This window comes from Chromohalobacter sarecensis, from assembly GCF_023061135.1.
Lineage (GTDB): Bacteria > Pseudomonadota > Gammaproteobacteria > Pseudomonadales > Halomonadaceae > Chromohalobacter > Chromohalobacter sarecensis.
Window position 1 is genome coordinate 496,567 of sequence record NZ_JAKGAN010000001.1, and the last position, 22,242, is coordinate 518,808.

At 60.8% G+C, this 22,242-nt stretch carries 17 protein-coding genes; 10 read left to right on the forward strand and 7 right to left on the reverse strand.

The genetic code is table 11. From position 1 onward, the window contains the following. Positions 1-100: 100 nt before the first annotated feature. From L1071_RS02300 to edd, 4 genes are read right to left on the reverse strand one after another with little or no spacing between them, the layout of a single operon-like run. On the reverse strand, positions 101-976 hold the full coding sequence (locus L1071_RS02300) for an aldo/keto reductase (RefSeq protein WP_246968164.1): 876 nt from the start codon (positions 974-976) through the stop codon (positions 101-103). Further along, a complete protein-coding gene (locus L1071_RS02305) occupies positions 973-1,881 on the reverse strand; it encodes a D-hexose-6-phosphate mutarotase (protein ID WP_246968168.1) in 909 nt (302 codons plus the stop codon). Before L1071_RS02305 ends, L1071_RS02300 begins: the two co-directional genes overlap by 4 nt. Continuing rightward, positions 1,878-2,837, reverse strand: coding sequence for a glucokinase (gene glk / locus L1071_RS02310; protein ID WP_246968171.1), 960 nt, complete (start codon positions 2,835-2,837; stop codon positions 1,878-1,880). Before glk ends, L1071_RS02305 begins: the two co-directional genes overlap by 4 nt. Beyond that, positions 2,838-4,709, reverse strand: a complete 1,872-nt coding sequence (gene edd, locus L1071_RS02315; RefSeq protein WP_246968174.1) for a phosphogluconate dehydratase — start codon at positions 4,707-4,709, stop codon at positions 2,838-2,840. It lies immediately after the preceding gene. Between the two features lie 180 nt (positions 4,710-4,889). Between edd and gap the strand changes: the two genes are divergently transcribed. The 4 genes from gap to L1071_RS02335 all read left to right on the forward strand — a co-directional run bounded on the left by gap (position 4,890) and on the right by L1071_RS02335 (position 8,837). Continuing rightward, a complete protein-coding gene (gene gap, locus L1071_RS02320; protein WP_246968177.1) occupies positions 4,890-5,891 on the forward strand; it encodes a type I glyceraldehyde-3-phosphate dehydrogenase in 1,002 nt (333 codons plus the stop codon). A 378-nt stretch (positions 5,892-6,269) separates the two neighbouring features. After that, positions 6,270-6,557, forward strand: coding sequence for a hypothetical protein (locus L1071_RS02325; protein ID WP_246968179.1), 288 nt, complete (start codon positions 6,270-6,272; stop codon positions 6,555-6,557). A gap of 75 nt (positions 6,558-6,632) precedes the next feature. Continuing rightward, entirely contained in the window at positions 6,633-7,949 is a 1,317-nt protein-coding gene (locus L1071_RS02330; RefSeq protein WP_246968182.1) for a sensor domain-containing diguanylate cyclase, read from the forward strand. A gap of 81 nt (positions 7,950-8,030) precedes the next feature. Further along, complete coding sequence (locus L1071_RS02335) at positions 8,031-8,837, forward strand: dienelactone hydrolase family protein (protein WP_246968185.1); 807 nt, start codon at positions 8,031-8,033, stop codon at positions 8,835-8,837. Between the two features lie 55 nt (positions 8,838-8,892). Here L1071_RS02335 and pncB read toward each other — a convergent pair whose 3' ends face one another. Further along, on the reverse strand, positions 8,893-10,065 hold the full coding sequence (gene pncB / locus L1071_RS02340) for a nicotinate phosphoribosyltransferase (protein WP_246968189.1): 1,173 nt from the start codon (positions 10,063-10,065) through the stop codon (positions 8,893-8,895). A gap of 101 nt (positions 10,066-10,166) precedes the next feature. Beyond that, positions 10,167-10,463, reverse strand: a complete 297-nt coding sequence (locus tag L1071_RS02345; RefSeq protein ID WP_246968192.1) for a DUF4190 domain-containing protein — start codon at positions 10,461-10,463, stop codon at positions 10,167-10,169. A gap of 77 nt (positions 10,464-10,540) precedes the next feature. On the opposite strand from L1071_RS02345, the gene L1071_RS02350 reads away from it, so the two are divergent. The 3 genes from L1071_RS02350 (at position 10,541) to L1071_RS02360 (ending at position 14,490) form a co-directional block, all read left to right on the forward strand. Then, entirely contained in the window at positions 10,541-11,683 is a 1,143-nt protein-coding gene (locus L1071_RS02350) for a GNAT family N-acetyltransferase (RefSeq protein ID WP_246968195.1), read from the forward strand. A gap of 68 nt (positions 11,684-11,751) precedes the next feature. After that, complete coding sequence (locus L1071_RS02355; protein WP_246968198.1) at positions 11,752-13,581, forward strand: monovalent cation:proton antiporter-2 (CPA2) family protein; 1,830 nt, start codon at positions 11,752-11,754, stop codon at positions 13,579-13,581. A gap of 75 nt (positions 13,582-13,656) precedes the next feature. Continuing rightward, a complete protein-coding gene (locus L1071_RS02360; protein ID WP_246968201.1) occupies positions 13,657-14,490 on the forward strand; it encodes a fructosamine kinase family protein in 834 nt (277 codons plus the stop codon). On the opposite strand, the gene L1071_RS02365 is transcribed toward L1071_RS02360, so the two are convergent. Further along, positions 14,487-15,110, reverse strand: a complete 624-nt coding sequence (locus L1071_RS02365) for a TetR family transcriptional regulator (protein WP_246897141.1) — start codon at positions 15,108-15,110, stop codon at positions 14,487-14,489. The two genes, L1071_RS02360 and L1071_RS02365, sit on opposite strands and share 4 nt — an antisense overlap. Before the next feature lie 160 nt (positions 15,111-15,270). Here L1071_RS02365 and L1071_RS02370 point away from each other — a divergent pair, with 160 nt between their 5' ends. The 3 genes from L1071_RS02370 to L1071_RS02380 all read left to right on the forward strand — a co-directional run bounded on the left by L1071_RS02370 (position 15,271) and on the right by L1071_RS02380 (position 22,138). Next, positions 15,271-16,521, forward strand: coding sequence for an efflux RND transporter periplasmic adaptor subunit (locus L1071_RS02370; RefSeq protein WP_246968204.1), 1,251 nt, complete (start codon positions 15,271-15,273; stop codon positions 16,519-16,521). Between the two features lie 3 nt (positions 16,522-16,524). Continuing rightward, positions 16,525-19,725, forward strand: coding sequence for an efflux RND transporter permease subunit (locus L1071_RS02375; RefSeq protein ID WP_246968207.1), 3,201 nt, complete (start codon positions 16,525-16,527; stop codon positions 19,723-19,725). A gap of 136 nt (positions 19,726-19,861) precedes the next feature. Beyond that, positions 19,862-22,138: a mechanosensitive ion channel family protein gene (locus tag L1071_RS02380; RefSeq protein ID WP_246968521.1), complete on the forward strand. Its 2,277-nt coding sequence runs from the start codon at positions 19,862-19,864 to the stop codon at positions 22,136-22,138. Positions 22,139-22,242 lie beyond the last annotated feature (104 nt).

Below are 22,242 nucleotides of genomic sequence, written 5' to 3' on the forward strand. Positions count from 1 at the left end.
AATCGGGCAACATGACCACGCGGGTCGGATCGATGAATCGTGTCAGCTTACCCTTGGCTCGACAATGGGCCTTCGACGAAAGCCGCATGCGAGTCACTGTTTAGGCCACACGGTGACTGCGTGCCTCTTCCAGCAGTGCGAACCAGGTGGCACGGTCCAGCATCAGGTTACTGTCGCGGTGCAATGCTTGGATGCGGCTGTCCTTGAGGGTGCCGATGACGGGGGCGGGATGCCCCGGCAGGCGTCGTAGCCAGGCCAGTGCCAATCCGGCGGTACTCGAATCGAAGGCGTTGGCGAAGCTTTCCAGTGCACTCCCCAGGACATCCTCGAAGACCAGCCCGCCCCCCAGCGGCGACCAGGCCATGGGCGCGAGGTCGTCGGCGATCACGGCATCATAGAACCCATCGAAAAGTACTTCCGGACGTGCCAGTGACAATTCGAACTGATGCGCCCCGAGTGGGTGGCGCATGGCGGCCTGCAGGCGACGCCACTGCTCAGGCAGGAAGTTGGAAACACCCACTGCGCCGATCTTGCCGGCGTCGATGGCGGCATCCAGCGCGGCTGCAGTGGCATGGGCATCGAGCAGCGGGTCGGGACGGTGCAGCAGGAAATGCTCGAGGCGCTCGACGCCCAGTTGCTCCAGCGAAGCGTCGATCTGCGTGTTCAGGTACTCGGGAGAGGTATCGTAATGCTTGACGCCGAAACGCGATGTATCGCGAGCGGGCAGCACGATATCGGTCTTGGTGATTACCTTGACGCGGGCCTTGAGCGACGGACGCCGTGCCAAGGCTTCGCCGAACAGGCGTTCACACTCGCGATTGCCGTAGATATCAGCGTGATCGAACCAATCGAGCCCTTCATCGAGGCGCGTCTCGATCCAGTCGGCCAGGCGCGTGGCGTCGGCCAGCTCGGGGCGCTCGTGGAGGCGCATCATACCCAGTACAAAAGGAACGTCGAACGTCAGCTCATCGCTCATTGCGGCATGTCCTCACGAGTCAGAGTGGTGGCCAGGAGGTGCTGGGCGCCGGGGACCAGCCATACAGGGTCGACACGGGTGCAGGCGGCCTCGACGCACAGGAAGCGATGCCCGATGTCGGCGGGTGTGTCGCCGGGTAATTCAGCGTCAGGATGCCAGACCACCGTGGAATCGCTGCCTTGTTTGGCGATCTTGAGGCGGCGTGTGCCGTCATCGAGCACGAGGGGACGGTTGGATTCGTAGATGCGATCCAGCGGGCCGCGGACGCCGAGTTCACCCTGCTGGTGCGCCTCGGAGAAGTCCTGGCGCTTGTCCAGATAGCGCGCGCCAACCAGGCCTTCGACACGACATTGGTGAGTATGCGAGACACTCAGGTAGCTATGTAGTGCTGCGGTCAGTTTCACGGGCGTTTCGCCGTGGTGTTCGGTAATCAGTTCGACATGCAGACGCCGGGCGCTGGCGTGGATCATCACGCGGGGGGCGAGTTGTTCGTCGAGGCGCGTGGTCGGCGACAAGTGCACCTCGACGCCCTCGTCCTCCTCGTCGACTCCGTCCAGTCGCCACTCGGCCTGGCGGGCAGTGCCATGCATGGGGCCGCGACCATCCGGCGACTCGTCGGCGAACCATGGCCAACATACCGGGATGCCGCCGCGTATGGTGCCCGGCAAGGTTTGCGGTGTGGGCGTTACCCACAACCAGCCATCCTCTGTGCCGGACACCGATGGGGCACCGGTGGTTCGCCCGGCTTCGGGCGCAGATAAATAGTGCAGCACCTGGGCGCCTTGCAGCGAGACCGCCAATTCGCCCCAGTCGGCGTTGAACAACAGTACGCGGCGCCCTTGCCATTCGGCTTCGCGCTGCCCCTGAGTCGCGTCAAGCAACTGACGCAGGGAGTCGGGAATCATGCTACCTCCTCGTTATGTAACGCTTCGCAGGCACCCAGCAGCCCATTCCAGGGTGCCGTGACCACCCACACGGGAATGTGAGCAGTGTACGCGTGCATGCGCCCTTTGTCGGCGAAGGCGTCATGGAATTGGCTGTGGGGCAACCAATCGAGCAGGCGCGGCAGGATACCGCCACACAGATAGACGCCGCCGCGCGCACCGAGCATCAAGGCCGCATCGCCGCTGACATCGCCGAGAATCTTGAGGAAGCGTTCGAGGGACTGACGCGCCAGTGGATCGCCGGCGCGTGCCGCGCCGGTGACCTCGGCGGGTGTGTTGTAGTGGGCAATCTGCTTGGCCAGATGCGCATTGGCACGATAAAGATCCAGCAAGCCCTGCCCGCAGAGAATACGCTCCACCGAGACGCGCCCGTAATGCCGGTGAAAGTACGCCAGCAGATCGCGTTCATGCGCGTCGGTGGGCGCGAAGGATACGTGTCCGCCCTCGGTGGGCAGCGGAATCCAGTCGTGCTGACCGGGAAAGAGACCCGCCATGCCCAGGCCGGTGCCGGGGCCGAAGATCAATCTGGCGCTGCCCGACGCGGCCTCGCCTCCTCCCAGCGGTACCAAGTCCTTGGCATCCACGTGTGGGACACCGAGCGCTTGTGCAGTGAAGTCGTTGATGACCTTGAACAGCTCGAAACCGAACTCCTCGGTGACCTGGCGCTTGGAAAAGCACCAGGCGTTATTGGTCATGTGAACTTCATCGTTATGTACGGGGCAAGCGAAGGCGAGGCAAGCCTCGTGGGGAACTTCCGCACCCACCTCGTCGAGATAGGCGCGAATCGCCTCGGAGAGGGTCGGATAATGCGCACAAGGAAGCGTTCGAATGGCCTGCAGATCGAACTCTCCCGGCGTCACCAAGGCAAAGCGGGCATTGGTGCCGCCGATGTCGCCAATCAAGGCAGGTCGACTCATTCAGGCATCCTCGTTATGGATTTGCGCTCCCTGACGCTCAAGGTCATCGGCCTCGAATCCGCCCAGTACGCTGCAACCTTCCTCGCCGCGCATGGCGAGCTGGCGGAAGCCGGCGAAGAGCTCGCGTCCCAGCCCCACGTGGTAGTGGTCGAGGTCACCGACACGCTGTTTGCGTTCTCCCCAGGTCTGTTCGTCGAGCTTCACTTCCAGGGTGCCATTGTCGGCGTCGAGACGCACGACATCGCCGTCACGCAACTTGCCCAAGGGGCCGCCGTCGAGAGCTTCGGGCGTCATATGAATAGCGGCGGGCACCTTGCCGGAGGCGCCGGACATGCGGCCGTCGGTGACCAGCGCGACCTTGTAGCCGCGATCTTGCAGGACCCCGAGATAAGGCGTGAGCTTGTGCAGCTCGGGCATGCCATTGGCCTGAGGGCCCTGGAAGCGAACGACGGCGATGACGTCGCGGTCTAGCTCGCCGGCTTCGAATGCGCTCTTGAGGTCGTCCTGATCCTCGAAGATCCGGACCGGTGCCTCGACCAGGCGATGTTCTGGCTGCACGGCAGAGATCTTGATGACGCCGCGCCCCAGATTGCCGTCGAGCACCGTCAGTCCGCCGGTGGGGGAGAAGGGATTCGATACCGGACGCAGGACGTCTTCGTCGAGGCTTTGCTCGGGACCTTCGCGCCAGATCAGTTCGCCGTCCTCGAGGAAAGGCTCTTTGGTGTACGCCGTCATGTCGGTGCCGAACGCGGTCGGGATGTCGCTGTGGATGAGCCCGGCCTTGATCAGTTCACGGAACAGGAAGCTCATGCCGCCTGCGGCCTGAAAGTGATTGATGTCCGCCTGGCCATTGGGATAGACGTGCATCAGACTCGGCGTCACCGCGGAAAGGTCGGTGAAGTCGTCCCAGGTCAGGGTCAGCCCCGCAGCGGCGGCCATGGCCACCAGGTGCAGGGTATGGTTGGTGGAGCCGCCCGAGGCGAGCAGGCCGACGATGGCGTTGACGATGGCCCGCGCGTCGATTTGCTTGTAGAAAGGCCGGTAATCGCCACCCGGTTCGGTGTTGCGAATCGTCTGCTGGGTGGCGAACTGAGTCAGCGCCTCGCGCATTTCGGTGCCGGGGTTGACGAACGACGTGCCCGGTAGGTGCAGGCCCATCATCTCCATCATCAACTGGTTGGAGTTGGCGGTGCCGTAAAAGGTGCAGGTGCCAGGGCTATGATAGGACTGCGATTCGGCTTCCAGCAGATCTTCACGCGTGGCCTTGCCTTCGGCAAACAGCTGACGGACTCGGGCCTTTTCCTTGTTGGGCAGGCCGCTGGGCATCGGGCCGGCGGGCACGAAGGTGGCCGGCAGGTGGCCGAAACGCGCCGCCGCAATGAACAGCCCCGGGACGATCTTGTCACACACCCCAAGATAGAGGGCACCGTCGAACATGTTGTGCGACAGGCCTACTGCCGTGGCCATGGCGATGACATCGCGCGAGAACAGCGACAGTTCCATACCGGGCTGGCCTTGGGTAACGCCGTCGCACATGGCGGGGACGCCACCGGCGAACTGGGCGGTCGAGCCCATTTGGCGAGCGGCGTCCTTGATGGTGGCGGGGAAGGTCTCCAGGGGCTGGTGGGCCGACAACATGTCGTTGTAGGCCGAGATGATGCCCAGGTTGGCGGAGTTCATCAGCTTGAGCTGATTCTTGTCCTGGCTGCCGCAGGCGGCGACGCCATGAGCAAGGTTGCCGCAACTGAGATCGCTGCGGTGGACCCCGCGCTTGTACTGATCGTGCATGCGCTTTTCGTAGAGCGCACGGCGTTCCTTGGAGCGTTCTTCGATGCGGCGAGTCACGTCGGCAACGGTCTGATTCAGTGTCATGTCAGGACCTCATCAAGTGCGGTGGGTGATCATGTAAGTAAATTTAGCAAAAAATACCTTGATGGTCGTGGGTATTTTGGCCAAATTACGGGAATAGTTGTAGTATTCTTCCAAAAGGTACTTGTCGTATCCTTGGGTTCACGCTAATCAAAAAGCTAGTCATCAAGAGAGGAAGCCATTATGACGCTACGTATTGCAATCAATGGGTTTGGGCGTATCGGCCGTAACGTCCTGCGGGCTCTCTACGAAAACGGTTATCGCGACCGCGTCGAGGTTGTGGCCATCAATGACTTGGGCGATCCGTCGCTCAACGCCCATCTACTCAAGCATGATAGCGTGCATGGCCATTTCATGTTCGAGGTGGGGCACGATGAGGAGTCGCTGAGCGTCGATGGCGACCGCATCCGCATATTGTCCGAGCGTGAGCCGGCCGCCTTGCCGTGGAAGTCGTTGAATGTCGATCTCGTCATGGAGTGCACAGGCCTTTTCACCAAGCGCGACGCGGCGGCCAAGCACATCGATGCTGGCGCCGAGCGTGTGTTGATCTCTGCGCCCAGCGGTGACGCCGACGCCATGGTCGTGTTCGGTGTCAACGAGGATGTATTGACCAGCGAGCATCGCGTGGTCTCCAACGCCTCTTGCACCACCAATTGCTTGGCGCCGGTCGCCAAGGCGCTCAACGACGCGGTGGGCATTGAAAACGGCTTGATGACGACGGTGCATGCTTACACCAACGATCAGAACCTGTCCGACGTCTATCACAAGGATCCTTACCGGGCGCGTAGCGCGACCCAGTCGATGATTCCTACCCAGACGGGGGCTGCAGCGGCCGTGGGCCGGGTGTTGCCCGAGCTCGAGGGCAAGTTCGACGGTCTGGCGGTCCGTGTGCCGGTCATCAACGTGTCGCTGGTCGACCTTTCCTTCACCGCAGGTCGTGACACCACTCGGGATGAAATCAACGCCATCGTTGAGAAGGCGGCCGAGAAATCGCCGGTGCTGGCCTCCAATGCCCAGCCGCTGGTGTCGATCGATTTCAACCATGATGCAAACTCGTCCACCTTCGACGCCAATCACACGCGCGTCAACGGCCGCTTGGTCAAGGTAATGGCGTGGTACGACAACGAGTGGGGCTTCTCCAACCGTATGCTGGATACGGCACTGGCAATGCACGCGGCCAAGTAAAGCCGGCAGCAGTGACGTAACCACCCCGAGTGGGAGCGTCCGGATACACGTCTCGCGCACTCACGGCTCCGCTCGATCGTTGTCCGTTCGCTCTCGCATCTCATCGGGTACATCAGGTGCCCGGAAATCAGGCGCCCCAGGGCGCCTTTTTTCTGCCGGGACTCTCAAGATTCGATATCCCTCGGCCGATGTTCAAGGTAAGGCAGCACCGTATTCCATCGGCACATTGCAACTTTCGTGACGATGCCTCAGTTCCTGTCCTGTAGAGAATGAAGAAGTGCCATAATGAGTCCATCATCACGTCATGGTCGGGTTTATCTCCTTCCTGTGATAGACTACGAAAGGCATGCATCATTTCTCATCAACGGAACGGGCATCATGCGCGATTTTGTGCAACAGGCTCATCGGCTGGTCGGTGTCATGCTGCGCGACGGACACCGCAATCGCCAAGGAAAGATTACCGGTGTCGATCAATCGCGCGACACGCCTGCCGTCTACGTCGCTTGGTCGGGAGAGTCCCGTTGCGAGCGTGTGGCGCTGAGCATTGAAGAGCTGCGCACCCTGGTGTCGGCCTATCTCGAAACGCATGATCGCCGACCCGTTGAGCAAGCCGAGCCGGAGGCCTCACCGGTCTCGCCGCCGCAGCGGCGCACCGGAGTGCGATAGCCCGCTGGTGTCTTTGCCGAGTCAGCGGTCGTGTGAATTCGTCACGAAGCCTGTGAAGTGGGGCGATGACTCATTATGGACATACCGGCCGCGAAGGGTTTCTCCACGCTTTCCAGCGATTGCGATGCGCTGCTGGAGCGCTCTCCCGCCATCCTGTATGCGACCGGTCCCGACTGGTGGCGCAGCGATCCGTACTACGTTAGCTATAATCTCGCGACGCTGATTGGCGCCACGCGGGCGCAACTCCAGTCCACCCCTGCTTTGTGGCTGGAGCATGTGCATGATGCCCACGACGTCGAGATGCACCTGCTCGCGGCGCTGGCGGCAGGTGAGTCACGTATCCGTCTGTATTACCGCATTGCGTGCGCCGAGGGGCATGTTTGCTACATACAAGACGATATCGCGGTGCAGCGTGATGCTACGGGCGTGGTGGTCGAGTTGATCGGCTCCCTGACCGATATCAGCGAGACCCAGGGGGCGCTGGCCCATCTTGAGGCGCAAGTCGACAGTGAGCGCGGTTATCGCTTTATCGTCGAAAACGTCAGCGATGCCATCTTGTTGATGGACGCCGAGGGGGCATGTCGCTTCGCGTCGCCGTCGACTCGCGGCCTGCTGGGGCATCGTCCTGAAACCTTGCATGATCGCGGACTGCTGGCGTTGTTGCCGCCGGACGATGCGCCGCGCGTGCAGCGCCTGATCCGCGATGCTTTGCGGCATGGCGAGCCGCTGCGCATGGAGCTCCGCATGCGTCACCGGTTAGGTCATTATGTGTGGTTGGAGACCTGCTGCTCACCCTATTTGAATCCTGCCAGCGAGCGCTACGAGTGGATCCTAGCGGTGGCCCGCGACATTACCGATCGCAAGCATCGCGAGCATCGTCTGCATGAGCTTTCGACAACTGATAGTCTCACTGGGGCGCTCAATCGTGGCGCCTACTTGAGTTGCTTGCGTAGCGGCCTGGAAGCCGCCGATCATGTGTTTCAGCGCGTGTCCTTGGTGATTTTCGATATCGACCATTTCAAGACGATCAACGACACTTGGGGACATGCGGCTGGCGATCTGGTGTTGGCTTGTGTGGGCGAGATATGCCGTACTGCGTTGCGCGATCACGATGTGTTTGGGCGTATCGGTGGGGAAGAGTTCTCGTTGATGCTCACCGGTCAATCGTTGAACGACGCGGCGCTGCTGGCCGAACGGCTACGCAAGAAATTCGAAAGCGTGCGAGTCGAATTTCACGGCGAATGGCTGAGCTTCTCGGTAAGTTTCGGCGTGGCGGAACGCCAATCCCGCGAGGGCGTGGAGTCGCTGCTGCATCGTGCCGACATGGGGCTCTATGCCGCCAAGCACAACGGCCGTAACCGCGTGCATCAGGCGCCGCCACAACCCGTATGAATACATATGCAATTACCTGACCCGCGTATGCCACATCGCCGAGCGTTAGCTTGTCACGGCGTAAGAACCAAGGAGAAAAACATGATGCGAATTCTGCTGGCCTGTTTGCTGAGCATGCTGAGTCTCGGCGCCTGGGCGGAGACCGTGGAAGGCCCGAAGGTCGTCGGCGAGACGTTCGAATACGCCACTGGCGGGGAGACGTATCAGGGGTATCTGGCACGTAACGTCAACGACGAGGAGCCACGCCCGGCGGTATTGCTGGTGCACGAATGGTGGGGGCTCAACGATTACGCCAAGTCACGCGCCGATCAGTTGGCGGCCCTGGGCTTCGTCGCCTTGGCGGTCGATATGTACGGTGAAGGTAAAAATGCCCAGCATCCCGACGATGCGCAGGCGTTTTCCAAGCGAGTGATGAGCGATTGGCCCACGGCGCGCGCGAGTCTCGAGGCGGCCATGGCCAAGCTCCGGGAAGAGCCCTACGTACGTGGCGATCGCATGGCGGCATTGGGATATTGCTTCGGCGGCGGCGTGGTGATGAACATGGCGCTGGCCGGCATGCCCATCGAGGCGGCGATCAGTTTCCACGGCAGCCCCACACAGGCGGTCTCCGACCCGCAGCCCTTCGATGGCATCGTGCAGATTCATAATGGCGAGGCCGACGGCCTGGTCGAGCCGGAGGCGCTGGAGTCGATGGCAAAGACGCTAAGCGATCAGGGCGCCGAAGTGCGCGTGGTGCAGTATCCGGGGGCCAAGCATGGCTTCAGCAATCCCGAGTCCGATGCTCAGGCCGACGAGTTCGATCTGCCGTTGGGCTATGATGCCGCTGCTGACGCGGCGTCGTGGCAATCGGCTTTGGTGGCGCTGGATCGCGCCCTCAACAAAGACTGACGGGCAATCTGGCGGCGGCGCGTGTCGCGCCGTCGTCTTTTGCCGCCATGGTGAATCAGGCGCGTCGAGAGAGGGCCAGGACGCGTTTGGCGAGTTCGATCATGTCGGGGTCGCCGGTGTTCTTTTCGAGAACATCTGAGAGCTTGATCACCGGGATCCAGTGTTGCCCTTCCGGACGCGCCTCGGTCATCTTGATGACCATGTTCATTGGCGTAACACCGACATCGTTGGTGAAGTTGGTGCCGATGCCGAATGCGGTGGTAATGCGTCCACGGCAGAAGTTGTCGATGCGCTCTACGCGCTCGGGGGTCAAGGCATCGGAGAAGATGATGGTCTTGGTGCGCGGGTCAATGCCCATGCGCTCGTAATGCGCGATGGTGGCGGCCGCGAACTCGAGCGGATCACCGCTATCGTGGCGCACACCATCGAAGAGCTTGGCGAACTTCTTGTCGAAGCTGTCGAAGAAGGTGGCGGAGGTGAAGGTGTCAGTCAGCGCGATACCTAGGTCGCCGCGATAAACATCCACCCAGTGTTCCAAGGCCAGGCTGTTGGCCATCTTGAAGCCGAAGCGTGCGCCGTGAAACATGAACCATTCGTGAGCATGCGTGCCGATCGGCTTGACGCCATGACGCATGGCCAGGTGCACGTTGCTCGAGCCGGAAAAGGTGTCGCCCCCGTGATGGCATAGCGACGCCACGACGCGGTCGTGGACGCCATAGGAGTAGCGCCGACGGGTGCCGAACTCGGCGATCTTGAGGCCCAGACGCTTGTAGTGCTCGATCTTGTCGCGGGTGCGCGTATCGATGAGTGCATCCGAGTCGCGTTGACCGTCGCCCATCTGATACCAGATCTCGCTAATCAGCGCCATCAACGGTACTTCCCAGAGGATGGTACGGTACCAGAGCCCTTCGATGCGCAACGTGAAGTGCTCGCCTTGCTGGACGATCTCGACCTCCCCAGGGTCGTAATGAAATCCCGAGAGGAAGTCGAGATAGGTCGGGTCTAGATAGGGGCAGGTGCGTTCCAGGTAGCGCTTTTCCTCGAGGGTCAGCGTCAACTCTGCCATGGCGTCCACCGCCTCGCGCAGTCGCTCGCCAAAGCCGTCGGGGAAGGTGTGGTCGCCCCGGTTGATGAACTCATAGCGAGCTCGCGCATAGGGAAAGCGCTTGATGACCGCGCTTTGCATGGTGAACTTGTAAAAGTCGTTGTCGAGGAGCGAGTCCAGCATCGTGCATCCTATACGGCGAGGTTCCGGAACGAGGGCGCAAGCTTAGCGCAGCTACGCGGCAGGCACCACTGTGCCAGGCTGGATGTCGGTTGGAGAAGCGCCTACATGAGGGCCATCACGCCGAACATGGTGATCATGAAGCCGCCGAACAACAACAGACCCGCAATCGATAGTAGCAGCAGCAAATAACCGAGGATGAGTGCCGCCAGGGCCCAGGCATCGCCCTGCTCGCCCGTGCGGCGGATCTGTCGGCGAGCTAGGTGACCGCAGACGACGCCACCTAGCACACTAGGCAGCACGAAGATGCCCAGCACGCTGAGTGCAAAAGCGACGATGGCCATGGTGTTGAGCTGTGGCGTTGGATGCGGCGTGGATGGCTCGGGCGTGACGCGGGGCATCGCTTGCTCCAGAAATGAGTTGGCCTCACCCTAGCATGAGCCGTGATATTCGGGAATCCGCTTCGGGAGGCGTGGCGATGAGCTTGACGATACGGGAGCTGACGCGCGTTGCCGACGTCCCGCTCGAGACATGGAATGCGTTGGTGGAAAGGCACTACCCTTTTCTGCGGCACGAGTTTCTGGATGCTCTGGAAAGTACCGGCTGTGTGGCCACCGAGAGCGGCTGGGTGCCGCGTCATCTCTCGCTGTGGCAGGGTGAACGACTAGTGGGCGTGCTGCCGCATTATCTCAAGACGCACTCTTTTGGCGAGTACGTTTTCGACTGGAGTTGGGCCGACGCTTGGGAGCGTGCCGGTGGACGGTATTACCCCAAGCGCTTGAGCGCGATTCCCTTCACCCCTGCTGTCGGGCCGCGACTGGCGGTGGCATCCGACATCTCGTCCGCCGAGGCCATGCAGGCAGTGGCAGCCTTTCTCGAGGAGCGGGGCGACGACTTGTCGAGCTGGCATTTGTTGTTCGCCGATGAACGCGAAGTCACGCAGTGGCAAGCGCAGTGGCCGGCCCTGTTGCGGCGTGAGGCGGTACGTTTCGAGTGGCGCGATGCCGATTACGGCGATTTCGAGGGCTTCCTGGCGTCGATGGTGGGGAAACGGCGCAAGGAGATTCGCCGTGAACGCCGTAAGGTCGCCGAACAGGGATTGAGTCTGCATCGCCTGAGCGGGGATGATATCGATGCCGCCGCATTGGCCCACTTCTATCGCTGCTACCGCATCACCTATCTCGAACGCGGGCAGATGCCCTATCTCAGCGAAGCGTTCTTCACGCGGCTGCACGCGACGATGGGCGAGGCGCTGATGCTGGTACAGGCACGACAGGGCGATACGCCGGTCGCCGCGGCGCTCTATCTGCGAGGCGGTGATACGCTTTATGGACGCTACTGGGGCAGTGAAGTCGTTGCCGACTGCCTGCATTTCGAAGCATGTTATTACCAAGGCATCGAATACTGCCTGGAACAGGGCCTGCAACGCTTCGATCCCGGTACTCAAGGGGAGCACAAGTTGATTCGCGGCTTCTCGCCCGAACTGAGCAACTCGCTGCATTACTTGCCGCATGCGGGATTCCGGGAGGCGGTTGCACGGTTCTGCGTCGAAGAGCGTCAGGCTATGGAGCACTATCGCCTGACATGCCGCGAACGTTTACCGTTTCGCCACGCACAATGAGCAGGAATCATCGCTGGGAAGCGTGCCGTGGCGCGGTCATGGAAGGCTTATATGAGGAAGGCTAGCGCATGAACTTTTTCTATGAGGCAGCGGTACTGCTAGGCGCGGCCATCATTGCCGTGCCGCTGTTTCAACGCCTGGGATTGGGCTCGATACTCGGCTATCTCGCGGTGGGGCTGCTGCTGGGGCCGTCCGTGTTCGGCTTCATCGCCGAGCCTGAAGAGGTACTGCATTTCTCCGAGTTCGGCGTGGTGATGTTGCTGTTCCTCATCGGCCTCGAGATGGAGCCCTCGCGTTTGTGGGGCATGCGCAAGAAGCTGTTCGGGCTGGGGTTCTTGCAACTGCTGGGGTGTGGCGTGTTGTTGACGCCCATCGGGGTGGCATTGGGGCTGACATGGGAGCTTGCGATGCTGCTGGGGCTGATCCTGGCGCTATCTTCCACGGCGTTCGCTCTGCAGCTTCTCAATGAACAGCATCGCCTGGCGACACCGCATGGCCAGACAGCGTTCTCTATTCTGCTCTTCCAGGATCTGGCGGTCATCCCGTTACTCGCCTTGTTGCCGTTATTCGCGGGTGATCTTGGTGGCCAGGGTAGCGCGGTGTGGCTGGATATCGGCAAGGCCGTGGGCATGGTGCTGGCGGCGATCGTCTTCGGGCGTTTGGTCTTTCCGCGCGTCCTGGCGCTCATCGCGCGCAGCGGTGTGCATGAGGTGTTCACCGCCGCAGCGCTGTTTCTGGTGCTGGCCTTGGCCCTAGTCATGGAATGGGCGGGCCTGTCCATGGCGCTGGGGGCGTTCCTGGGGGGCGTCATGCTGGCGGATACGGTTTACCGTCATGAGCTGGAGGCCAACATCGAGCCCTTCAAGGGCATCCTGCTGGGGCTTTTCTTCATCGCCGTGGGCATGTCGGTCGATCTGGCGCTGGTCTTCGATAACGTAGGGTGGGTGCTGGGCATCACGTTGGCGTTATTGGTGGCCAAACTGGTCGTCATCACCCTGGTGGGCATGGTGGCACGCCTGCCGCGCCAGGAGATCCCGCGCTTGGCGACGGTGATTGCCCAGGGCGGCGAGTTCGACTTCGTGTTGCTCAGCGCGGCGGTCAGTACGGGGGTGTTCGATCAGCGTATCGCCAGCTTGTGCATCGCAGCAGTGACCTTGAGCATGGCGCTCACGCCGTTTCTTTATCGTGGCGGTAATCGACTTGCCGCCCGCATGGGGGAGAGTCGTCCCTACGATAAGGACTTCGGCGATGAGACACCGCCGGTCCTGATCGCGGGGCTGGGGCGCTTCGGGCAGATGGTGGCGCGTGTACTCAAGTTGCAGGGGATCAGCTTTACCGCGCTCGATCCCAATATCACCCAGGTGGAATTCATTCGTCGCTTCGGGTCGCGTATCTATTATGCCGATGCTGCGCGCCTCGATGTCCTGCGCTCGGCGGGGCTCGCCCAAGCCAAGATGCTGGTGATCGCGGTCGACGACGAGGAGGCGGCACTGACCATCGCGCGGCTGGCGCGCAACCATTATCCGCAGCTCAAGGTCTTCGCCCGCGCGCGTAACCGCCATCATGCTTGGCAATTGATGGAGATCGGCGTCGATACTGTCGTACGCGAGACGTTCGCCTCGAGCATGGAAATGAGCGTGGAAGTGCTCAAGGGACTGGGCTACCCCGGTTCCAATGCGCTGGATGCCGTGCGCACCTTTCGTGACTTCGACAACCAATTGCTGGCGTCGTCCTACACCCATCGTCATGACTCGGAAGCCTTGATGAAGTCTGAACGCGAAGCCATGGCCGAATTCCAGACGCTATTTCAGCAAGAATTGAAGCAACGTCGAGGCAAGGAAACGAGTGCCGATACGGCACCGGAGACGGCGAGCACGTCGACCTCGGACGAACGCTGAGTACGTGTCTCCATAAAGTTACGGGATAAAGCGTCTGCGGTTCAGGAAAGGGACACCGATTAACGGGAGGTCAGTATGCAGGAGTCGCTGCGTGCCGTGTTGGCATCGCAACATCTTGTCGCTCGGGGCGAGCCTCGAGCCTTGGCGGGGGGCGATATTGCCGAGGTCGCCTGGCTGGAAACCGATCAGGGCGCGGTGGTGGTCAAGCACGACGCTCCCGAGGCTCTGGCCGCCGAAGCCGAGGGATTGCGCGTTCTGCGCCGGGCAAACACGGAGTTGAAAGTGCCGACGGTGATCGCCCAAGAAGGAGAATGGTTGATCATGGAGGCATTGGCAGCGGGCGGCAAGCGCGACGCAGCGAGGTTAGGCGCGGGCCTGCGCGGATTGCACAGCGTCCATGGCGAGCGTCATGGATGGCCGAGTGACAACCGCTGCGGGCCCACGGCGCAGCGCAACACGCTCTGTGATGATGGTCGCGTGTTTCAACGCGAGCACCGGCTGATGCCGCTGGGCACGGCCTGCGTTGAACGTGGTTTGCTGTCCGCAACCATGCTGGACGCCCTGGGGGATGTCACCGATCGACTCGAGACGTGGTTGCCGAATGTGTCGCCAAGCCTCGTGCATGGCGACCTGTGGTCCGGCAATGTGCTCACCACGCCTGAGGGCCCGGCCATCATCGATCCTGCCGTCTATTATCATTACCCCGAGGTGGACCTGGCGATGCTGACGCTGTTCGGCGCGCCAGGCGAGGCGTTCTTCGAGGCTTACTGGGACGGCGCTTGCCCCGATGACTGGGAGCGCCGCCAGACGTTGTTCCAGTTGTATCCGCTGCTCAATCACCTGCTGCTGTTCGGCGGTACCTACCGAACGGGTGTCGAGCGGGCCATCGCGTGCTTACAGACAGGTTAAGACCGGGCGCTTCGTGTGATGAGCTGGAATAGACTGTCGATCGCTTCGCCGCCGCTTTCGCGTAGCGAGAAGCTATCGGGCGCTCGCAGCCAGTCGTGTACCAGACCGCCGATCATCGAGTGCAGCATCAGGGTGGCAACGTCCGGTGCGATCTCGTCGATGAGCAGGCCCTCGTCGTGGGCCTGCTGAAAACAGCGCCGCACGACTTCGCGGCAATCCGAGGCCAGGCGGTTCTGAAGCTCCACGGGATTGATGTCGCTGATGAATTCGCAGCGATGCATCAGGATAGTGTGGACACGACACGAGCGTGGGCGCTCGAGCATCTCGAAGGCGTGTAGCGTGGCTAGACGCAGTGTATTCAGCGGCCCCGAGGCCTGTCGCTCAGCGGTGATGTCATCGATGATCTGCTGGAGCGGCATCTTGACCCGGTCGAGCATGGCATGGAACAGGTCAGCCTTGTTCTTGAAGTGCCAATACACAGCGCCGCGCGTCATGCCGGCATGACGCGCGATATGTTCGAGTGAAGTGCGTGAGACGCCTTTTTCGAGGAAGACGTCTTCGGCGGCATCGAGCAAGGCTTCTCGCGTGGCCTCAGCTTCGGCTTTGGTTCTGCGGGGCATGGCGTGATCTCGTTGATGAATCCAGCCAGACGGCGGGAGTAAGCCCAGTCTAGCGAGACTTTTTCGCCATCATACCCCAAGTGAATGGCATTTACATTCATGTATGTATGCGTGTAATCTTAGCCCATCATTGATCTCGATCAAACAAGGTAAAACACCGATGGTATCCACGACAGGGAATGAGCGCCGGGGCTTTTTGGCCGTGGCGTTGGCGGGCGTTTTGCTGATGGGCTGCGGCAGCGATGACGATGCCCAGCAGCAGTCAAGCGACGCTTCTTCTCCGCCGCCCAAGAAGGCGCAGGTCATGGACATGGCCAAGCGCGACATCTCGCTCGATAAATCCTATCCCGCTATGTTGCGTAGCGATAACGAAGTGACTGTCGTGGCCCGTGTCAGCGGTACGCTTGAGGAGCGGCATTTCGAGCCCGGCCAACAGGTCGAGAAGGGCGATAGCCTCTACACGATCGAGCCTGAAACCTATCAAGCGACCGTGCGCCAGCGCGAGGCGGATCTGCAGAGTGCCCAGGCCGATGCGGAACTGGCGCAGACGAATGCCGCTCGCTACGAGCGCCTGCTCAAGCAGAATTCCGTCAGCGTTCAGCAGCGCGACCAGGCGCAAGCCGATCTCAAGGTGGCGCGTGCCAGCGTTGCCCAGGCGCAAGCGGCACTGGATAGCGCGCGTATCGATCTTGATTATACCGATGTCGAGGCGCCGGTGTCGGGCATGATCAGCCTGAGCGAGGTGAATCTCGGCAACCTCGTCAACGATGGCGCCGAGTTGGCGACGATTACGCCGCTCGATCCCCTCGAGGTGCGTTTCCAACTGCCTCAAGAAGAAGCCTTCGAACTACGCCGTCAGCGCGAGCAACAGGGTAAGGAGGCGATTACCGCCGAACTGCAGATTCCGGCATTGCCGGGACAGACCCTCAAAGGGAGTGTGGAATTCTTGGGCTCGCGTGTTAGCGAAAGCACCAGCACCGTGCAAGCCAACGCCTTCTTCGATAATCCCGATGGCATGTTCATGCCGGGACAATTCGTGCGTGTCGAGCTGGATGGCGTGAAGCGTTTTGATGTGTTTGCCGTGCCCGAGATCGCTGTGACGCAAGGGCTGATGGGCCCTCAAGTCTATGTGCTGAATGACGAAGACAAAGTGCGCACGCAGACCGTGCAGCTCGGTGATACAGCGGGACCGTGGATGATCATCAAGGATGGGATCAAGGAAGGGGACCGCGTCGTGGTCAGCGACCCCGGCAACATCAGCGCTGGCGCGGTCATCGATCCACAGCCGTTCGACGGTGATGCCGAAGCGCTTTCGGGCGCCGAAGAAGGCGAGACTGCAGCTGGAGACGAAGCCGAGAAGGATGCTTCATCCGATGCCCAAGGCCAAGCTAACGAGGAAGGTGGAGCTTAACGGATGAATATTTCCAACTTCTTCATAAAGCGGCCGGTCTTCGCCACCGTTATTTCGATCATCGTGGCGGTGATCGGGATAATGGCGATGCGTGTCTTGCCCATCGAGCAATATCCCAGCGTGGTGCCGCCGACGGTCTCTGTGCAGGCCACCTATCCCGGTGCCGACGCCGAGACGGTCTCGAAGACCGTGGCGGCCCCGATCGCCGAAGCGATCAACGGGGTCGAGGACATGATCTACATGACCTCGACCAGTGCCGATAATGGCTCGATGCGAATGAATGTCTCGTTCGGTATCGGTACTGACGGTGATATCAACACCATCAACGTCAATAACCGTGTCCAGCAGGCGCTGTCCCAGTTGCCCGAGTCGGTGCAATCGCAAGGGGTCACGGTCGAACTGAGCTCGAGCAGTATCTTGATGTTGGTGGCATTGACGTCGCCGACGGATGAATACAACAACATCTACATGCAGAACTACGCCACGCTCAATATCCTCAATGAACTCCGCCAGGTGCCTGGCGTGGGGACGGCCGAGGTGCTGGGGGGCGGCGAGTTCGCCATGCGTATCTGGCTCAATCCGGATAAGCTGGCGCAGTACGACATGACGTCGGCCGAGGTGGCCAGTGCCATCCAGTCGCAGAATACCGAAATTCCGGCGGGGGCCTTGGCACAGGCGCCACAAGACGATCCGCGTGCGTATACGTATACCATCACGGCGCCAGGGCGTTTGGCTGATGCGGACCAATTCCGCGATATCATCCTGCGCACCAACAACGATGGGTCGGCGCTGCGCTTGAGCGATGTGGCGCGTGTCGAGCTGGGGGCGTCGTCCTACTCGGTCAACGCCAACATGAACGGCGCCACCATGACGCCGATCATGATCAATCAGCAGCCCGGCGCCAATGCCTTGGAAACCGCCGAGGCCGTCAAGAGCAAGATGGACGAGCTCTCCGAGCGTTTCCCGCCGGGACTCAAGTATGAAGTGCCTTACGACACCACGCTGTTCATCGATGCCTCGGTGGAATCGGTCTTCCATACGTTTATCGAAGCGTTGCTGATCGTTGCGGTGATCGTCTTCATCTTCCTGCAGAACTGGCGGACCACGATCATTGCCATGTCGGTGGTGCCGGTCTCGGTGGTGGGGACCTTCGCCGGGCTGTACATGTTCGGCTTCTCGATCAATTTGTTGTCGTTGTTTGCCATGGTGCTGGCGATCGGCATCGTGGTCGATGACGCGATACTGGTGGTGGAAAACGTCGAGCGATTACTGGAGGAAGATCCCGAAATACCCATACGCAAGGCGGCCATTACCGCCATGAAGGAGGTCGGAGGACCGGTTATTGCCACCTCGTTCATCATGGCGGCGGTGTTTATACCGGTGGCCTTCTTGGGTGGTTTTACCGGCCAGATCTACCAGCAGTTCGCGTTGACCATCGCGATTTCGGTGGGTATCTCGGCGGTCGTGGCGCTAACCTTCACGCCGGCGATGAGTGCGCTGTTCGTCAAGCACAAGTCAGAGCTGGGCGATTCCAAGATCGCACGTGCCGCCTCGACGCCGTTCCGGTTGTTCGACCGCTTCTTCGCGTGGGTGACGCGGGGTTACATGGCGGTCGTGCGCCTGTTGGTTAAAGCGTGGGTGCTGACGCTGGTGCTCGCAGCATTGATCATTGGCTTCTCGTATTGGTTATATCAGAACAACCCCTCGACGTTGGTCCCTGAAACCGACCAGGGGATCGCGATTGCCAGTGTCACCTTGCCGCAAGGCGCGTCCGTGGCGCGCACTACCGAGTACATGGACAAGCTAAGCAACAAGATCGAGCAAGACCCGGCGGTGGCGTATTCCACGGCGATAGCCGGCTACGACATGCTTTCCAGCGCGGTCAATACGGCCAAGGGCGTGATGTTCGTTACCTTGAAACCGTGGGGGGATCGCGATAAATCCGTCGAGGATATGATCGCCAAGATCAATCAGACGGCGGCCGGCATGGATGGCGGTACGGCGATGGCCTTCAACATGCCACCGATCATCGGCTTGTCGACTACGGGTGGCTTTACCGGTTATCTGCAGTCCTATGGCGGGGCTGACTCTCAGGAGTTGATGCAGGCTTCCGGTAAAATAATGCAAGCCGCTAATAAGCGCCCCGAACTGTCCCAGGTGTTCACCACTTTCGATGCTTCGGTGCCAACATATCGGGCGCATATCGACCAGGAAAAAGCCCTGAGTTACGGCGTGTCGATCGATGATCTCAATACGACGCTGTCGAATACGTTAGGCAGCGGTTTCGTGAACTATTTCACGTATCAGAACCGCAATTTCCAGGTCTACATGCAAAACGAGGATACGTTCCGGCAAACGCCCGACGATCTAAACAAGATCTTCGTGCGTGGCGGTGATGGCGAGCGTATTCCGATTTCCGAGTTCGTGACGCTCGAGCGTCAGTCGGCGGCTTCCGTAGTTACGCGCTTCGGGGTCTATCCTTCGGCGCAGTTCCAGGGTGGCCCGGCGCCGGGCTATAGCTCGGGACAGGCGATTGACGCGATGCAAGAGGTGGTCCAGCAAGAACTCGGCAGCGAGTGGGGGATGGGCTGGACAGGCACGTCCTTCCAGGAGTCGACTGCCGGCAATGCTGCGATTATTGCCATTACCTTCGGTATCTTGATGGTCTTCTTGATTCTGGCGGCGCAGTACGAGAGTTGGGCGTTGCCGCTGGCGGTCATCACTGCGGTGCCGTTCGCCTTCATTGGGTCCATCGGCGGGATCGTGTTGCGTGGGTTGGATACCAGTGTCTACGTTCAGGTGGGCATGCTCGTGGTAGTCGGGTTGGCGGCCAAAAACGCCATCCTGATCGTCGAGTTTGCCGAGTTGCAGCGGCGCGAACACGGTAAGTCGATCCGTGATGCCGCATTGACGGCCTCCGAGCTGCGTTTCCGGCCGATCGTGATGACCTCGCTGGCGTTCATCTTCGGGACCTTGCCACTGGCCATCGCGAGTGGTGCCAACGACACCAACAGCCATCACATCGGTACCACGGTGGCGATGGGCATGGTCTCGGTGGCCGTGTTGGCGAGCTTCTTCGTGCCGGCGTTCTACTCCATGATCGCCAATGTGCAGGTATGGCTGCAGAATAAGCGTGGCGTCTCCTCTCATCACGAGGACGACGAGGCGTCGGCAACGTCCGGGCCGCCGGCAAACAGTCACTGATCTTCGATTGAACCCACTACGGCCAGGGCCTCGCGCCCTGGCTTTTTTATGTACGCCAATTCATGCGTGCCGGCCGGTTGGTTGCGACGCTTGGCTAGGGCACTCTGTCATGATGGGAAGACGAGGCGAGGTGAGTATGATCAAGGGCGCGACGCATTGGTACCGAGGGATCGTCCTCTTGTGTGCGCTATTAGTATTGTCCGGCAGTGCGTGGGGCCAGAGCGCATCCCCGCTGGCGGCACTGTCTGGGGGCGGTAAAAGCCAAGCGTCACAAGATGAGGCGCCATCGAACGAGGAAGCGCGTGCTTCGTTAGATAGCGTCATCTCGATGCTCGAGGATCAGCAGCGCCGCGAAGAACTGCTCACACAATTGCGCGAGTTGCGGGCTTCTCTGGAGGGCGGCGAGGCCGAGCCAGAGTCGCCGCGAGGATTGCTGGGTGCCATTGCGGACTCGCTGACCTCGCTAAGCGATTCCGGCGAAGTCGTGACACCACTCGAGTATTGGCAACGTCTGGGCGAACGGGCGGGGGACACTCTGACGCAGCGCGTCGCCTCGTTGGAGTCATTGCTGCATCTCGTCGGCGATTTCGCCTGGGTGCTGGGATTGTGGGGAGGAAGCGCGGCGTTGATGGTGTTCGGTGGGCGCAGCTTGGCTAAGCGCATGAACATGCAGCTCACGCTCGGCGCGGAACCGAGCACCTGGATGTTGATACGCCATATGTTGCGGCGCTTGCTACCCTGGGGACTCGCCTTCGGTCTTACCCTGGGCGTCGTGCACGGCATGGCATCTACGCTGGGGATGACGCTGGCGATGGTGATCGCTTACATCACCCTGTGCGGGATTTTGTTCACCGCCGTGTGTGAGGTCGTCTTCTCGCTGTTTGCTAACGGCCATCGCCGCGTTGCCTTGCGTATTCTGCATCGCCGGGCCGCTCGCTGGCTGTTCATCATCGGCGCGCTGGTCGCTTTGGGCGATGCCTCGAATGCCTCGGAGCTACGCTCGGCTCTGGGAACGTCGCTAGCGGAAATGGTCTCGATGCTGTCCAATGTCACGGCCGCCTTGTTGACGGGGGCGTTCACGATCCGCTTCAAGCGTCCGGTCAAGCATCTGATTCGCAATCGTCCTTATCGTTACCGGCGCGACAAGCGTGCTAGCAGTGAGCTGATCCAGGTGATCGGATCATTGTGGCATGTGCCGATTCTGCTCATGGTGGTGGTATCGCTGATCGCGATCCTGACCTCCGAGGGCGACTCGCGCAGCGCCTTCGCCAAGGCCGTCGTGACTGCGGGGTTGCTGGTGATGACCTTGATCGTCAATGGGTTGGTGCATCGCCATGCCGAGCAGCCTTCCAAGTTGCGCCGTCAGTCACAGTATCGGCGGCGTCTGGTGCGCTTCGGCTATACCCTGGTGCACTTGATCAGTTGGTTGATCTTCGCCGAGTTGGCGATGCGTGTTTGGGGGCTGTCGTTGCTGGCCTTTGGTGGAGACGAGGGGATCAGTCAGCGCATCGGGCAATCGCTTATCAGCATCGGCATGACGTTGTTGTTGGCATGGTTGATATGGATCCTTGCCGATACCGCGATCGAGCGCGCATTGCTGTCTTCTAAACGGGGGCGTAGTGCGCGGGCACAGAGCACGCGGGCACAGAGCACTCGCGCGCAGACCATTACTCCGCTGATTCGCAAGGTGGTCTTCGCCACCATCGTGATCATCGCGGTCATCGTCGCGTTGGCCAATCTGGGGGTCAATGTCACGCCGCTACTGGCTGGTGCCGGGGTGATCGGTCTGGCGGTGGGCTTCGGCGCTCAGACGCTGGTTCAGGACCTGATCACGGGGCTGTTTATCCTTATCGAGGATTCGTTGGCGGTCGACGACTTCGTTGACCTGGGCGGACACATGGGGACGGTCGAGGGATTGAGTCTGCGTACGGTACGGCTGCGGGATCTGGATGGCATTGTGCATATTATCCCTTTTAGCCAGATCAAGGGCATTCAGAATTTTTCCCGGGAGTTCGGCGTCGCCTTGATGCGTGTCCGTGTGGCGCATCATATGAAAGTCGACGAAGCGATCGCTATCGTCCGTGAAGTGGCCGAGGAACTGCGTAGCGACCCGATGATGCGGCATTACATCTGGTCGCCGCTGGAACTTCAGGGGGTGGAAAGTTTCGATGCTGGCGCGGCGATTCTGCGCATGCGTATGCGCACAGCCCCGGTCATGCAGTGGGACGTGGCCCGAGCTTTTAACCTGCGGCTCAAGCGGCGTTTCGATGAACTCGGAATGGAGCTCGCCATGCCGCGCATGAGCGTGAGCCTTGAGCAGTCATCGGGTGAGGCTCCCAATCTGCCAACTGCGAGTGAACCTGCCACGACAGCCAGTGGTGATGTCAGCGATGCACCATCCGATACGAGTTGAGCGTGACTGCGAAGGTGGCTATCTAGAAAAAAGGGGATGACGCATGTCATGGCGTCGCCGTTAAAGGTATGCAGCAAGCGGCCGATGCTCATAGGATGCTCGCA